The organism is Lactobacillus amylolyticus DSM 11664 (assembly GCF_000178475.1).
GTDB classification, from domain to species: Bacteria; Bacillota; Bacilli; order Lactobacillales; family Lactobacillaceae; genus Lactobacillus; species Lactobacillus amylolyticus.
Genome location: NZ_ADNY01000013.1, coordinates 88,290 through 103,621, shown reverse-complemented (window position 1 = coordinate 103,621; position 15,332 = coordinate 88,290). Strand labels below are relative to the sequence as shown.

The 15,332-nt window shown below is 39.0% G+C and carries 16 protein-coding genes; 14 read left to right on the top strand and 2 right to left on the bottom strand.

From position 1 onward, the window contains the following. Window positions 1-33: 33 nt before the first annotated feature. Both HMPREF0493_RS01970 and HMPREF0493_RS01965 read right to left on the bottom strand, forming a co-directional pair. Window positions 34-957, bottom strand: coding sequence for an N-acetylglucosamine kinase (locus HMPREF0493_RS01970; protein ID WP_006351580.1), 924 nt, complete (start codon window positions 955-957; stop codon window positions 34-36). A 65-nt stretch (window positions 958-1,022) separates the two neighbouring features. Next, window positions 1,023-3,587 carry a YfhO family protein gene (locus HMPREF0493_RS01965; RefSeq protein ID WP_006351579.1) on the bottom strand — a complete coding sequence of 855 codons (2,565 nt, stop codon included), beginning with the start codon at window positions 3,585-3,587 and terminating at the stop codon, window positions 1,023-1,025. A gap of 89 nt (window positions 3,588-3,676) precedes the next feature. Here HMPREF0493_RS01965 and HMPREF0493_RS01960 point away from each other — a divergent pair, with 89 nt between their 5' ends. From HMPREF0493_RS01960 to HMPREF0493_RS01890, 14 genes are all read left to right on the top strand, one after another. After that, window positions 3,677-5,767, top strand: coding sequence for a peptidoglycan D,D-transpeptidase FtsI family protein (locus tag HMPREF0493_RS01960; protein ID WP_006351578.1), 2,091 nt, complete (start codon window positions 3,677-3,679; stop codon window positions 5,765-5,767). Window positions 5,768-5,841: 74 nt separating this feature from the next. Beyond that, on the top strand, window positions 5,842-5,991 hold the full coding sequence (rpmG, locus tag HMPREF0493_RS01955; protein WP_006351577.1) for a 50S ribosomal protein L33: 150 nt from the start codon (window positions 5,842-5,844) through the stop codon (window positions 5,989-5,991). 57 nt (window positions 5,992-6,048) lie between these two features. Further along, window positions 6,049-6,606, top strand: coding sequence for a 5-formyltetrahydrofolate cyclo-ligase (locus HMPREF0493_RS01950; RefSeq protein WP_006351576.1), 558 nt, complete (start codon window positions 6,049-6,051; stop codon window positions 6,604-6,606). A gap of 21 nt (window positions 6,607-6,627) precedes the next feature. Then, the gene (locus HMPREF0493_RS01945; protein WP_006351575.1) at window positions 6,628-7,308 is read left to right on the top strand and encodes a rhomboid family intramembrane serine protease; all 681 of its coding nucleotides are present in this window, start codon (window positions 6,628-6,630) and stop codon (window positions 7,306-7,308) included. Between the two features lie 2 nt (window positions 7,309-7,310). Continuing rightward, entirely contained in the window at window positions 7,311-7,535 is a 225-nt protein-coding gene (locus HMPREF0493_RS01940; RefSeq protein WP_040456949.1) for a YqgQ family protein, read from the top strand. 63 nt (window positions 7,536-7,598) lie between these two features. Then, a complete protein-coding gene (locus HMPREF0493_RS01935; protein ID WP_006351573.1) occupies window positions 7,599-8,000 on the top strand; it encodes a rhodanese-like domain-containing protein in 402 nt (133 codons plus the stop codon). Between the two features lie 54 nt (window positions 8,001-8,054). Continuing rightward, window positions 8,055-8,975, top strand: a complete 921-nt coding sequence (miaA, locus tag HMPREF0493_RS01930; protein ID WP_040456897.1) for a tRNA (adenosine(37)-N6)-dimethylallyltransferase MiaA — start codon at window positions 8,055-8,057, stop codon at window positions 8,973-8,975. Then, complete coding sequence (locus HMPREF0493_RS01925) at window positions 8,968-10,215, top strand: methionine gamma-lyase family protein (RefSeq protein ID WP_006351571.1); 1,248 nt, start codon at window positions 8,968-8,970, stop codon at window positions 10,213-10,215. Before miaA ends, HMPREF0493_RS01925 begins: the two co-directional genes overlap by 8 nt. A 207-nt stretch (window positions 10,216-10,422) precedes the next feature. Continuing rightward, a complete protein-coding gene (locus tag HMPREF0493_RS01920; RefSeq protein WP_006351570.1) occupies window positions 10,423-11,760 on the top strand; it encodes a glutamine synthetase family protein in 1,338 nt (445 codons plus the stop codon). A gap of 284 nt (window positions 11,761-12,044) precedes the next feature. Next, a complete protein-coding gene (locus HMPREF0493_RS08940; protein WP_006351568.1) occupies window positions 12,045-12,527 on the top strand; it encodes a helix-turn-helix domain-containing protein in 483 nt (160 codons plus the stop codon). Window positions 12,528-12,678: 151 nt separating this feature from the next. Next, entirely contained in the window at window positions 12,679-12,858 is a 180-nt protein-coding gene (locus HMPREF0493_RS08935) for a hypothetical protein (protein ID WP_006351567.1), read from the top strand. A gap of 122 nt (window positions 12,859-12,980) precedes the next feature. After that, entirely contained in the window at window positions 12,981-13,601 is a 621-nt protein-coding gene (locus HMPREF0493_RS01905; protein WP_006351566.1) for a helix-turn-helix domain-containing protein, read from the top strand. A 288-nt stretch (window positions 13,602-13,889) separates the two neighbouring features. Further along, complete coding sequence (locus HMPREF0493_RS01895; RefSeq protein WP_006351564.1) at window positions 13,890-14,708, top strand: Cof-type HAD-IIB family hydrolase; 819 nt, start codon at window positions 13,890-13,892, stop codon at window positions 14,706-14,708. Between the two features lie 81 nt (window positions 14,709-14,789). Beyond that, complete coding sequence (locus tag HMPREF0493_RS01890; protein WP_006351563.1) at window positions 14,790-15,242, top strand: hypothetical protein; 453 nt, start codon at window positions 14,790-14,792, stop codon at window positions 15,240-15,242. Window positions 15,243-15,332: the final 90 nt, after the last annotated feature.

The following is a 15,332-nucleotide window of genomic DNA, read 5'->3' as shown; positions in this document are numbered from 1 at the left end:
CGTCCTAGCCGTTTTCTTATTGATTTCTGTTGATTATCTGTCTTCGTGGTTGGTGAAGTAATGGTAATCCTTACTCTTGTCGAAGATAACGCCACGAGCATTTTCACCGTTTGAAACTGAGAAGGTTGCGTCAGGATACTTGGTCTTGACTTCATCTTCAATCAAACCACGCATCATTTCGTTCTTAGCCAAAACTGAACCGGTTAAAGCGATTTTCATCGGCTTTGGATCTTCATAACGATCAAGACTGATGATAATATCGCGAGCTAATAAATGAGCCTGATCCTTAATAACCCTGGTTGCATCTTTGTCACCACTGTCAGCAAGCTTAGCAACGTGGACAGCCATGCTGGCTACTTCAGGGTTAGACATCCGGTAGAATTTAGCGTTGCAATCGTCCATATGTTCAACACCGAATAATTTAGTGAACATTGGAATTAAAGCGTTGTCTTCACGTTTATCCCAGCTGAGAAGGGCTGACTTCATAGCTGCAACTGCGATTGCATAACCGGATCCTTCGTCACCTAAAATATTGCCGTAACCGCCGACAGAGATCAAGTGACCATCTTGCAAACCGTTGAATACTGAACCGGTACCGGCAATAACCACGGCACCATCATCACCTTCAAGTCCATTGTAGAGGGCTAAAAGTGAGTCAGTGATTGCACGAGTTGGCAAGTTGTTGATCTTTGATGAAATTGTTGCTGCGACTTCTGGAGCGTTGCCAACAACTGATAAACCAGCAATTCCGGCTAAAACGCGCATGCAGTCGCCATCAATCTTGTTCATTAAATCATTAACAACATTGGCGATATTGTTAATACCACCTTCGTAGTCAGCGTTAATTTGGCCTGGGCCGCCTTCTGCACGGCCAAGTTCTTTACCATCCATGTCATAAGCGATAGCTGTAGAGTGGGTACCACCAGCGTCTACACCAATTTGGTATTTGAGAGCCATAATTCACTCTTCTTTCTATTTAAAATGTTAACGCATTCATTTTATTACAAAAGGTAAAGGTTAGTCTAGTGGAAAAACAATTTTAAGCAAATTAATGCCAAAATACTCAATAAAATTCCAACTAAAAGCAGCCATGGCACATAGATAAATGTCAGATGATGCTTGCCTTTATTTAATTCAACCTGCATGAAGGCACTAGCAAATTGACTGCTTTTTAGTCGTTCGCCGTTGTCAAAAACAAGCCAATTTTTGCTTGCAGGAATTGTTGTTAACAGTCTTTGCTTTTTAGTGCTGGTGAAAGTTGAAGTTGTTAGCTTTAAACCATTTTGATAAACGCTTGGTGCGTTCAGCTTCAATTTTTTGATAGCATTATTTAGCTTTGTAGTGTTCAATTCGAATAGTTTAATTTGACTCAGATCCAAATCCATTTGATTCATGACCATCGTTACAATTAATTTCGTTCCTTTTTGATTGTGAGCCAAACTAATGAGGTGGCTTTGCTCATCACGAACAGTTAAATCAACTTCTTGATTATTCACGTAAAGCGACATTTGCGTGTTGTCTAAACCTGAAGGCAGCTGCAGATAATAAGCGTCATTATTTTTAAGCGGAATGCTGAAAGTGATCTTGCTCTGTTTCGCATTCTTTTTCTTAGTATATTGCCGTGAAATTTTGGAATAGACTGAGCCGCTTAATGTAGGCTTAGGGAATGGAATCTGTTGGAAGAAAATTGTCTTCTTGCCAATGATATTTTGAAGGAGTTTTTGTTGATTGTAGGCAGGTTCATCACCGTTGAAAGTCAGCTTTTGGTTATTCACTGGCGCCATGAATATGAGGGGCAGTGCGGTTGAATTTTTTGACACCAGTAGCTGCTTGAACTCTTTTTTAACGGCATAAGAATCAATATCAATCCGATGATTGTCATTGTCAAAAGCCATTTTGGCTTGTGAAGAAACATGGTCGCTAGCATAGTTGGGTTGGATGTAATACTTAATGCCAAAGATATCGTCGGTAATCAAACTGCCGCCGTTATTGGTGTAAGAATTGCTGTTATGCAAAAAGCCTAAGTTTGCCAATAATTTTAAGACCCGTTGATCTGTGACGGAGTTGAAGCTGGACAGTCCATTGTAATTAGCTGTAAAAGGATCCTCATCTGAACGAGAGAAGGTTTTCTCAGTTCGATAGAGGGTCGGATCAATTTTTTGCAAATAAGAACTTGCTTGCAATGAATTTTGCGCAAATTTTTGATAAGCGGAATTTTTTTGAAAGGAAAGATTATTCAGTGACAAAATTAGACTTGCAATGGCTTCAATTCCGACGACAGCTGCAAAAAAAGGCTTATCAAGATGGTGTTGTGCAAAGATAAAGAAAAAGAATAGCAAGCCCAGCACGATAAAGGTCGTTGATGTGATCAGATTGGTCTGGGTAAAGAAGGTAAAGCTGTTTTGTGCAAAGTACCAATAACTCACTAAGGAAATGGCGATTACGCCAACGGTAATTCGCTGCCACAATTTAGGATTTTGTTCAGTGTGCAAATAAGCTAATGCCAAATTCAAGCAGAAGAAGATCAGTACAAAGCTGAAGCGACCGGGATACCAAACTGGAAACTGTCCGAGATGCCAGAATAAGACCAATGGCGTAAATGATAATGAGAGCAGCAGGAAGAGCAGCAGCAATCCGTTAGCAAGCTTCTTTTTCCAGCTGAACCGGCGACTCAAAAAGTAGAGGATAGTTGCTAACAAAAAGGGCATGGTATAGAAAAGATTAGGCATGCCGCTTTCCATTTCATGAAAGCTGTAGCTGCCGTCAGCTAATTTTCCAAGTTCTAAAACGGGGTTGAATTGCCAGGAGAAGGTCCAATTTACCTTGGTTGAAGCTTTGTTTGCGAGCAGCTCAAAGAAGCTGGGAAACAGGACAAAAGCTGCTAAGAACGAAGCGACAATGCTTCGTGTGAGATATGTCCAAAAACGTGATAGTCTTTCTGATTTTTTTAACCAAAAGATCTGGGTAAGCAAATAGAGCAGGCCAAAGAATAGCGTCATCACGCCTGTGTAAAAGTTGGTGAACCATAATAAAAAGGTGATTAGAACCAAATGGTTTTTTCCCCCACGCAATACGTGATCAATACTTGCAATTAATAGTGGCAAAAGAATTACTGAATCCAGCCACATCAAGTTGAAGTAGTTGGCGACCATGTAGCCTGATAGCGCATATGCCCAGCTTGCCGCTAAGCTGTAAAAGAAACCGATGCCTTTTTCGCGATGCCAATAATAAAATGAGGCAAGTCCGCTGGCACCGAATTTTAAACTAATGATAGTTAAAATTGCAATTGGCAATTGGCTTTTAGGAAAAAGAAACAGCACAAGGTTGAAAGGGCTAAGCAGGTAATAGGCATCTGTCGCGATCATCGAACCGCCAAGCCCATTTTGAAAACTGTATATCAGTTTAGTGGGATGCGTGAATAAATTGCTGCGCAAAAAGGCAAGCAAATCGACATATTGTTGTCCAAGATCAACTGTTAAAACGTTATAATGATTAACAGCGAAATAAATAAATAAGGTTAGACAGGGAACAATAAAACTGAAAAAGTATCCTGCAGATTTATGATTTATAAATTTTTTGAATGACATTTTAAAATTTATCTAAGCTCCATTAGAATATTAGAATTACAGCGAACTTTTTGTTAAAATAATTGCAGTTTTAGTAAGGGACGATCAACGTGGATTATTTTAGAAAAAATAGTGGGACAGGCTCTAAAAAACAAGCCTCAACCCCAACCAGAATGAAAATCATTCTTGGGATTATTTTTATCCTTTTTGCGCTTTTGATTGGTCAATTAGCCTATTTGCAATTGGCTTATGGATCGCGCTTTAAGTCTGAAGTAGCTCAGAATGACTCAACTGTTGTTTCCAATCAGGTGCCTCGTGGAGTTATGTATGACTCCAAAGGCCGAGTATTGGTAGGTAATAAAGCAAATAACGCGATTACCTATACCAAGGGTGCATCAACTTCTTCCAAGCAGATCTATCAGATTTCCACTGCCTTGAGTGCTTACATCAGCATTACTGATGAAAAGCCAACGCAAGAGCAATTGGCTGAATATTATCTTGCGGATACTGCTAATTCTACTAAAATCGAAGCAAAATTGCCAAAATCTGAAAAAGGCAACAATGTATCCTCAACAGAACTTACCCAGAATTTGATTAAAGAAGTTAAAAAAGAAAAGATCAAATTTACCAAACGGCAAAAAACAGCAGCTTTGATCTTTAACAAGATCTCTGGTGCCTACACTTTATCAACCATTTATATTAAGAATAAGGGCTTAACTGATAAGGAATTGGCCCAAGTGGGTGAACACCTTTCAGATTTGCCTGGTGTTGGTATCGGAACCGACTGGGAACGTTCATATCCAAACGGCTCATCAATTCAAAGTATTATTGGTTCTGTTTCTACCGAAAAATCCGGATTGCCAAGTGACAACTTGCAGTACTACTTGGCGCAAGGTTACTCACGTAACGACCGGGTAGGTACTTCATATCTTGAAAAAGAATATGAACCTTTGTTAAAAGGAACCAAGTCTCAAATTGAAGTTGAAACTAAAGGTAATGGCGGTATTCAGCAAACCAAGACGGTTTATAAAGGTCAAGCCGGAGCAAGCTTGATGCTGTCGATTGATGCCAAGTATCAGAAGCAAGTTCAAGCAGCCTTGAAGACGGTTTATGCTTCCGCACTTTCAGCTGGAGCTGCTAAATATTCTTCTGGTGCTTATGCAGTAGCGATGAATCCAAAAACTGGGGCACTTCTTGCAATTACTGGATTAAGCCATAACGTAAAAACAAACAAAGTTACTGATAATGCCCTTGGCGTAATCAACCAGTCCTTCGTTATGGGTTCTGCTGTTAAGGGTGCGACGGTTGCCGGCGGCTTGCTTAATAATGTAATTACGCCAACAAGCAATACCCTTTCTGATACGCCAATTTATTTGCCAGGATCACCTGTGAAGAAATCCGTTTATCCTGTTGGTACTTTCAGCTCCTTGGATGCTGAAACTGCTCTGGAAGTTTCAAGTAACATTTACATGATGCACTTGGCACTTAAGTGGGTAAAGGCAAAATATGTACCTAAGACTTATATTTCAATGCCGAATGATGCCTTCAATGTTTTGCGGAGGAACTTTGCAATGTTTGGCTTAGGCCAAAAGACCGGTGTTGACCTTCCTGGCGAAGTTTCCGGAATTGAAGGTCAGAGTTTTGACAGTCAGGGCAGAATCCTTTCAGGTTCACTTCTTGACTTGGCCTATGGTAACTATGATGCATATACGCCAATTCAAATGGTGCAATATGTATCAACGATTGCCAATGGTGGCTACCGGATGCAGCCATATATCGTTCAAGGAATTGGTAAAACCAGTTCCAATGGTAAGAAGATCTATATCAACTACAACAAGAAGCCGGTTGTCCAACAGCAAATTCCTTGGAGCAAGGCGGAGCTGAACATCATTCAAACTGGTTTCTACAGAGTTGTTCATGGTACCAATGCCTGGGGTACTGCTCACCCATTGAAGAATGTTAAGCCTTCAATTTCTGGTAAGACTGGTACTGCTCAGACCTTCTACTACGACCCTGATCATCCAAACAAGAAGAATCAACCAGAATTGATTAATGCTACTTTTGTTGGTTATGCACCATCGAAGAATCCTAAACTTGCGATTGCGGTTATTTTCCCAGGACTTGATCCAAACATGGAAGGAACTTACACTTTGCAAGTTGCCAAAGCAATGGTTAAAGACTACTTCGCTGCAAACAAATAAAAAGTACTGGTCAAAGTGGCTAAAAAATGCTATTCTAATACAGTCAGAATAAAAAATTGTAGGTGGTGAAAGAAATGGCAGATAACATCATTTTGGAATGCACCGAATGTGGCGATAGAAGTTACTTATCTAAGAAGAACAAGCGTAAGCATCCGGAACGTTTATCCTTAAAGAAGTATTGCCCAGTTGAAAGACGAGTAACACTTCACCGTGAAACTAAGTAATTAAACCAAAATAGCAGGTTATTTACCTGCTATTTTTTGTTATCACCGGGGAGTAGAATGAAAAAAGAAGAATTAAGAGAAGAGCAAAAACAAATTTTAACCGAGTTTGCAACGAACCCGAAGAAAAAAGAAGAAGATCAAAGGATTTTTAAGAATTTAAGCCAGGTTGATTTAATTCATCAAGCGCAAACGATTGGAATTACGGCTTCCTTGCCAATAGAAATTGATACTTCTAAGATTATTGCCCACTTGTGGGATCTGGGTAAGGATGTGTATTTGGCCAAGGTAGTCCCTGGTCCAGAGCACAAAATGAATTTTGTTCATTATACTTATCGTAGCCCATTAAAAAAGTCAGCCTTCGGAGTAGAAGAGGTTTCTGATCCAGATGCTGAAATCAACAATGAGTTGGATTTAATTCTCGTGCCTGGTTTAGCATTTGCTGAGGATAGCAAGCAACGTTTGGGCTTTGGCGGCGGTTATTATGACCGTTTTATCGCAAGCCATTCAGAAGTAAGAACAATTGCTTTAGCAAATTCTAAAATGCTCTTTAAGACAGCGACCTGGCCAATTGAGGATCACGATCTTCCTGTAGAAAAAATTATTACTGCTGATTAAAAATTTAGAAAAGAGGCTATTATGGTAAGAAAACGACAAATTCCACCAGCTTTTTGTACCTTTGTTTTGGTATTTATTTGTATTGCGATGTTTTTAGTCGAAACTTTTATGGGTGGCTCAGAAAACACCGCGACCTTGGTTAAATTAGGTGCAATGAACAATTATGCCGTAGTAGCAGGTCATCAATGGTGGCGTCTTATTACAGCTCAGTTCTTGCATATTGGCATCTGGCACTTGGTTTCCAATATTGTCATGATTTACTACATGGGCTTGATTATTGAACCAATGCTGGGTCATTGGCGCTTCTTGTTGATCTACTTGCTGTCTGGTGTTGGCGGCAATTTGTTAAGCCTAGCTTTTGGCTCCGATAAAAGCATCGGCGCTGGTGCCTCAACTGCTTTGTTCGGTTTATTTGGTGCCGTTATTGCTTTGGGTATTCGTCACCGTGCTAATCCAGTAGTAGCTTATGTTGGTCGTCAAGCATTAGTATTGGCTGTTTTGAACTTGATTATTGATATTTTCTTGCCAAACATTGATATTTACGGTCATATCGGTGGCTTGATTTCTGGATTTTTACTGGCAATGATGAGCGGAGATCGTTTAGGCAAAGGCTACAATACCAAGTTGCGGGTTATCGCTGCAGCTATTGCTATCATTTATATTGTATTAACAGTTAGACAAGGAATGGTGATTTCTTTCTGATGATGAAAAACTTATACGATGTTCAACAGCTACTTGAAAAATATGGCGTTTTGGTCCATGTTGGCAAGCGAATTTGGGATATTGAACTGATGACCATTGAATTAGATAATATTTACCATACGAATTTGCTGGATCAGCACGACTATCTAATTGTTAAAACGATTCTGCAGCGTGAACATGAATATGAAGAACGCAAAGAGCGAGATGCAAAAGGCAAAAAGTTATAGCAAAGCAAGCGCTTTAGCGGTATCATGAAATATATAAGATTTTTTAGAGGGACGATTTAACTGATGTCGAATTTTTTAATTATTTTAGATGTTATTTTAATCGCAATCATTTTAGTCTTTGTAATTGTTTGGGCTTGGAACAAGTTTCAAGCTAAGAGCATCGGTGGCGAGTTAAATAATGATGAATTTAAGGCCGGGATGCGTAAGGCACAGATTGTTGATTTAAGAGAAAAAGCAGCCTTTAAGCGTAAGCATATTGATGGTGCGCGCAACTTGCCTTATACCATGCTTAAGTATCAATATGAAGAACTTCGTCCTGATTTACCGGTATATTTGTATTCAGATTCATTGTCGATCACTTTGCGTGCCGCTAGATTATTAAAGAAAAAGAAGTTTTCATCAATTCACTGGCTTAAAGATGGCTTTGAACAATGGGATGGCAGAACCAAGAGTTCAAAATATTAATTCAAAAGACTTGAGATAGTGATTCTCAAGCCTTTTTTGCTATTAGGAGAAAATATGAAAAAGGTATTGGCGATCGTTGGTCCAACCGCAATTGGCAAAACAGATCTGGCAATTAAATTGGCTAAAAAATTGAACGCTCAAATCGTCTCTGGCGATTCAATGCAGATATATCAAGAAGTCGCAATTGGTACGGCCAAAGCAACAGAAGATGAACAAGCAGCAGTTAAACACTATTTGGTCGATACTCGTTCCGTTTTTGAAGATTATTCGGTTAAAGATTTTGTTGATCAGGCAACCGCAGCTATTGACGAAATTGCTGCTCAGCATTGTTTACCAATGGTCGTTGGCGGCACAGGTTTTTATGTCAACGCGTTGCTGAATAAGATGCAGCTGGGTGAAAAAACAGCGGAAGAAAGCAGCGTAACTAAAAAGTGGGAAGATTATTTAGCTCGCAATGGTCCGGAAAAGCTGTGGCAGCTGCTGGAGCAAAAAGATCCAGTGGCAGCAGCCAAAATTCCGGTGGCAAATGCCAGACGCACTTTGCGTGCCTTAACGGTTATCGAGCGAACGGGCAAGAAGTTTTCAGAACAACAGACTAGTATTCCGCCGCGATATGACTATTTGATCATTGGCTTAAATTCTAATCGCAGCGAAATTTACGCGCGCATCAACCACCGTGTAGATAAAATGCTGGATGCTGGGATTTTGGATGAAGCTAAATTTATTTATGAGCATCGGGATAAGGAATATCAAGTATTGCAGGCCATTGCTTATAAGGAGTTTTTCCCGTATTTTGAGCATAAGCAAACGCTTGAAGAATGCATTGACCAGTTGAAGACTTCATCACGGCGCTACGCTAAGCGGCAGCTGACGTATTTTAGAAATAAATTGCCTGTTCAGTGGTTCGATCCTTTAAACGATCCCGATTGTGATAAGAAGATTTTAAAAAAAGTGGAGGAATGGTTGAATGTGTGATCTACCAGAAAAATTGCAAAAATTAGTGAATGAAGTTGACAAACAAATTACGCCTAAGCTGGCAGAAATTGATGAGCAAATTGTTTATAACCAGGCCAAGGTGCTTAAAGCTTTTCAGGATCAAGAAGTAGCAGAGGCTGATTTAAACGGGACTACGGGTTACGGCGATGATGATACCGGCAGAGACAAGCTGGATCGAATCTATGCCGAAGTATTTCAAACTGAAGACGCTGTTGTCCGTCCGCAATTTGTTTCCGGTACTCATACTTTGTTTACAGCATTGAATGGAAACTTGAATGCCGGTGAAACGCTGACTTATTTGACCGGGATGCCTTACGATACCATGCAGGAAGTAATTGGTTTAACGCCAAAAAAGCGGGGCACTTTAATGGAACGTGGGGTCAAGTTTTCCTACGTTCCGCTTACTTCGGAAGGTCTGATTGATTATGAGCAAGCAGAAAAAATTTTAACGCGCGATCAGCCTAAAATCGTCGCTATTCAGCGTTCACGTGGCTACGCTACAAGAAAGACCTTCACTGTTGCCCAAATTAAAGAAATGATTGCTTTCGTCAAAAAGGTATCACCAAAGAGTTTGATTTTCATCGATAACTGCTATGGCGAGTTTTCTGAAAAGCATGAACCAACGGAATATGGTGCTGATTTCATGGCTGGTTCTTTGATTAAAAATGCTGGTGGTGGCCTCGCAAAAACAGGTGGCTATATTGTCGGCAAAAAGGATTTGATTGCCAATACCAAAATCGCATTGACTGCACCAGGCTGCACGGATGAAGGAGCTACGCTCGATAATTTGCATGACTTTTATGAAGGCTTCTTTATTTCACCTAATGTCACTGGTATGGCGGAGAAAGGCATGATTTTCGCAGCTGCTTTGTTTGAAAAAATGGGGATGGAGGTTACGCCAAAATGGAATGAAACCCGCAGCGACGTAATTGAAACCATTATTTTTGGTGATCCAAAGAAGATGCAGCAATTCGTTCAGGAGGTTCAGAAGAATTCACCTGTCGATTCTTTTGTAAAACCGGAAGCTTACCACATGCCAGGTTATGAAGACAAAGTTATTATGGCAGCCGGCAATTTCATTTCTGGTTCAACAATTGAGTTTTCTGCCGATGGTCCGGTCCGTCCGCCTTATGCCGTATATATGCAAGGTGGTCTAACCTATGCCCATGATAAAATTGCGGTCATCAATGCTGTTAAAGATACTTTCTTTAATAATTAATGAGAGTCAGCGAAGCCGATGAGACTAACATTTAGTTAGTCTCATTTTTATTTTATTAAGCTTTTATAAAGATCAAAATTTTCTATTAGACCAATTTGACATTTCAAAATTGGTCTGCTATTCTTTTATACAGTTCTAATACGAGAAAAGGAATCGATAATAGGACTGTACAAATTGATAGTTTTTTATATTTTTTAGGTGGAAAAAATGAGTAAAACAGTTACTGCAGATGATATTAGAAAAAGCGTAAAGGAAAACAACGTTCACTTTTTGAGATTATCCTTTACTGATATTAACGGTACTTTAAAGGCTGTTGAAGTGCCAATCAGCCAACTGGACGAAGTCTTAACTAACAATATTCGTTTTGATGGTTCTTCAATTGACGGTTTCGTAAGAATTGAAGAAAGCGACATGGTTTTGTACCCAGACTTTTCAAGCTGGATGGTATTGCCATGGACTGATAAAACTGGCAGCAAGATTGGTCGTTTAACTTGCTCAGTTCACAAGACTAATGGTGAACCATTTGAAGGTGACCCAAGAAACAACTTAAAGCGTGTTCTTAAGCAAATGCACGAAATGGGCTTCTCAGACTTCGATATTGGTTTTGAAGCTGAATTCCACTTGTTTAAGTTAGGTGAAGATGGCAACTGGACTACTCAAGTTCCAGATCATGCTTCATACTTTGATATGACTTCAAGCGATGAAGGTGCTGAATGCCGTCGTGATATTGTTGAAACTTTGGAAAGCATTGGCTTTGAAGTTGAAGCTGCTCACCACGAAGTAGGTGCTGGTCAACAAGAAATCGACTTCAGATTCGATGATGCTTTAACTACTGCTGACCGTGTTCAAACCTTCAAGATGGTTGTAAGACAAGTTGCTAGAAAGCACGGTTTGTTCGCAACCTTCATGGCTAAGCCAATTGAAGGTGAAGCTGGTAACGGAATGCACACCAACATGTCACTCTTTAAAGATGGCAAGAATGCATTCTACTCCAAGGATGGCGAATACCACCTTTCAAACACTGCTTTATACTTCTTGAATGGTATTTTGGAACATGCTCGCGCAATCACTGCTGTTGCCAACCCAACTGTTAACTCATACAAGAGATTGATTCCTGGTTTTGAGGCTCCTGTTTACATTTCATGGGCTACTAAGAACCGTTCACCACTTGTTCGTATTCCAGATGCTGAAGAAATCAACACCCGTTTGGAAATGCGTTCAGCTGACCCAACTGCTAACCCATATCTTCTTCTTGCAGCTTGCCTTACTGCTGGTTTGCAAGGAATCAAGGAACAAAAGATGCCAATGAAGCCTGTAACTTCTAACGTCTTTGAAATGACTGAAGAAGAAAGAGCTAAGCATGGCATCAAGCCATTACCATCAACTTTGCACAATGCTATTAAGGCATTCAAGGCTGATAAGTTGATAGAAGATGCCTTAGGTGAACACTTAACTAAGAGCTTCATTGAATCTAAAGAACTTGAATGGTCAAAATACACTCAATCAGTTTCTGATTGGGAAAGAAACCGTTACATGGGTTACTAATTCTTAATTAATAGAAGAAAAACTTACTTATATATCCTCTAGATTAAAGTCGTCCTTTATGGACGGCTTTTTCTTTAATAAAAATAACAATGCAAATGGTCAAGTTACTGGCAAGACTTACTACAAGATTGCAGGTAAGAACCTTTGGATTCCAGCAAGCAAATTGAACTTAAGATAAATAATTCTTGAATGAAAAAAGAGTTGTACATGAAGTGAGTGTGCAACTCTTTTTTTTATACATAAATCCGCTATAATAATCTTGATTAGATTTTGAAGGATAATTTATGACAATTGGGCAAACTTTAAAAACTTACCGCCTGCATGCTGGTATGACACAAAAAGAGATGGCCGGAGGAATCGTAACGCAATCATTTTATTCAAAAGTAGAAAATGATAAGCGTGGCATCGACGCCGACCTATTAATTAAGTTGCTCACTGCCCATCATTTTGATGTAGTTAGTTTCTTCAGCCGTCTCAGCAATCAAAGCAAAAATCAATACAATTCCTATTATGAGATTGAATCAGAAATTACTTTTGCTAAAAATACTAAAAACCTTGCCAAGTTAAAGGAAATTGAAACCAAATTAAATCAAAAAGATAATGATTTACCATCCTGGCTTAAATTTAGATTAGAATTAGCCTACGCCTGGGTAACTCATTCTAATGATCATATTTCTACCGAATTGAAGGCAAAAGTAAAGTCACTAATTGTCGGCGAAGACTGGGACCACATGTCATTTTACTTTTTAAGTCAAGAGTTGTCTTGATGGACATTGAAACTTCCTATGAATTGGTTAAATCAGCCTTCTCGGCCTTTAAAAAACATCCGGCGTCAAATCCCTTCACGCTGCAATTTGTTTCTTGGATTGCCGTAAATTTCTTGATTGCTGCTACCATGAGAAGGCGGATGAATCTTACATGCGGCTCCCAATTAAGTTTTTAAGAGAATTGCCAGTCACTCCAGAGATTGGTTTTAGCGATTTGCTAGCAACATATTATGAATCGCTATTTAAGCATGATGATGAAACGAAAAATGAAATAATTCATATTTTGAAGAAGGGCAAGTATTACCCGTTAATTAAGGACACAGTAGCTTAAAGAGGCGTCGACAGAAAAAGTCGATGCTTTTTTATTCAAATATAGATATTTTAGGACTTTATACAGAAAAGAACATATTATTGATCTGAAACTTCGAATAGGGAAAAGAAATAGAGATAGATATGAGAATAGCACAACAATTAAAGAGAACCAGAATTCTCCTTGGTCTGACGCAAGCTGAAATGATTGATAATATTATGACAACTTCTTTTTATTCTAAGGTTGAGCATGAAAAGCATGATATTACAATCAATGATCTACTAGATATTTTAAATGATCATCACACGTCTTTATACGATTTCTTCTCAGGGATAACCGAATTAAGAACCGAAGATCAAATCATTCAAGATCAGCTGACATTGGCTTTTTATGAAGAAAAAGTTGATGAATTAAAAGCGTTAAAGCCAAAAAATCTTCCTTATCAAGAAATAATTGAAGCAGCTTATTTCGAAAGGGATGCGGCCAGTCTGATAGCAATTTTGAATGACCCGAACTTTACAAATCAAAAGTACAAGCAGGTGATTTCACTACTCCTGACAGATTTGGGCGATACCCAATATCGTATTTCCAAATATGATCAGCGCAAACCCAAACATACTATTTTTCAGCTAGGAAAATGGGATCAAGATTCGCTCTGGATCTTCTTCATGTCGATGTCCCTCTATTCCTTTCAAGAATTGGCAGAGCTGATTAACTCAATTTTTAACGATTATAATTATCAAAAAGAAAGGGACGAATATTAACTCTCTTTGCTTGCCAATATCGAAGCCAGGTATGCGCGGTTTTATTACCAGGATAATCAGCGTGACGAATTCGAAAAAGCACTGAATTATTTGAACCGATTGTCTGATTCAAAGCTGATTTTGCTGCAAAAATTAACGGTCAAGTATTATCAAGCTCGACTGGAGCATCAATCTGAAAAAGCAGAACAAATTAAATATCTTCTGGAAATCTCTGGTTACCAGTTAAATTCATTTTGATCCAAAATAGGCTATAATAAGTTGTTAACTATTTTGAGATTGGGGTAAATTATGGGACTACCATTTAAAGCAATTGCTGTCGATATGGATGGCACCTTTTTAAATGAAAAACACGACTTTGATCATGAGAAATTTCGTGAAATTTTGACCGAACTGCATCAGCGTCAAGTTAAGTTTATTATTTCATCTGGAAGACCATATGTCCGCTTGCGCAAAGACTTCGCCGACTTTTATTCAGAATTGTCTTTTGTGACTTCTAATGGCGCGCGTTTAATCGAGAATGATCAGGAAGTGGCTCTTCAGCAATTGGCAAGAAAAGATGCAATCGGTGTGATTGATTTTGTTAATCAAAGATATGCTGATGCAACCACTTTGGTTTTCCATACCAAACAATCTTACATTAACAGGGATGCCCCCAAGAATGTAAAAGAATTCTTGGAATACTTTGCCGGCTGCTCCTGCATTGAAGTTTCAGATTGGTCTGTCTTGCCGGAAAATGGTATTTTGGAAGTAACTTTCCATGTGCCTGATAGCAGTATTGCTAAAGAAATTGAAGCTGCGTATAACCAAGAATTTGGGCAAAAGATTTCCGCCTTTGCTTCAGCTAAAAACGCGGTCGATGTTAATGCTTACGGCGTCAATAAAGGTGAGGGCCTGAAACTGCTGCTTGAAAAGATGTACTTAACCGGCGATGATTTAATGGCCTTTGGCGATGGCGGCAATGACGTTGAAATGCTGCAGTTTGCCAAATATTCCTACGCGATGAAAAATGGCAGTCAGGAAGCAAAAGACGCGGCTAAATATTTGGCTCCAGCTAATACCGAAGATGGCGTTTTTAAGGTGATTAAAAATTATCTCAGCAATAATTAGAAAAGGCAGTGGCTTTTGAAGTCACTGCTTTTTGTATTACAATTATATTAGCTAAATTTATTAAGAGACGAGGAAATAATAATGGCAGACGAAATTACTGTTAACTTTGAAGCACGCAATCCAAGCGGAATCAAATTATTGAGCCGTTTGTACAACGAACACCTGGTTTTAAATGATATCGGCGTGCGGCTTGACGATCAATTGACTAAGGGTGAAGAAATTACTGTTCCTAACCAAGAAGATATGAAGAATTTGGATGATGTTTTTAAGAAAAATGTTGAAATCTTCACTGAAATTGGGGAAAAGTACGAGAATACTAAGAAATTCGCCAACAACTTTTCTGGCAGTACCAAGGAATTTGCTGAAAAGTTGATGATTGAATTGGCCGACTTTAATGATGGTGTAGCTGACATCGCTGATACTGAAGGCGGCATGGCAGCTTATGATGATGATAAGCTTAATGATTGGATCAATAAGATAATGGGCGAAATTGTCGAAACCAACGAGGCTTTCAGTAAATTAACCCAAGAATAACTTTAGAATAAAAAAGGCGTCTGGCAGTTGCCAGGCGCTTTTTTCGTGAGAATTTAATTTAGATTTTTTAAACAAAATAATTTAACTTCA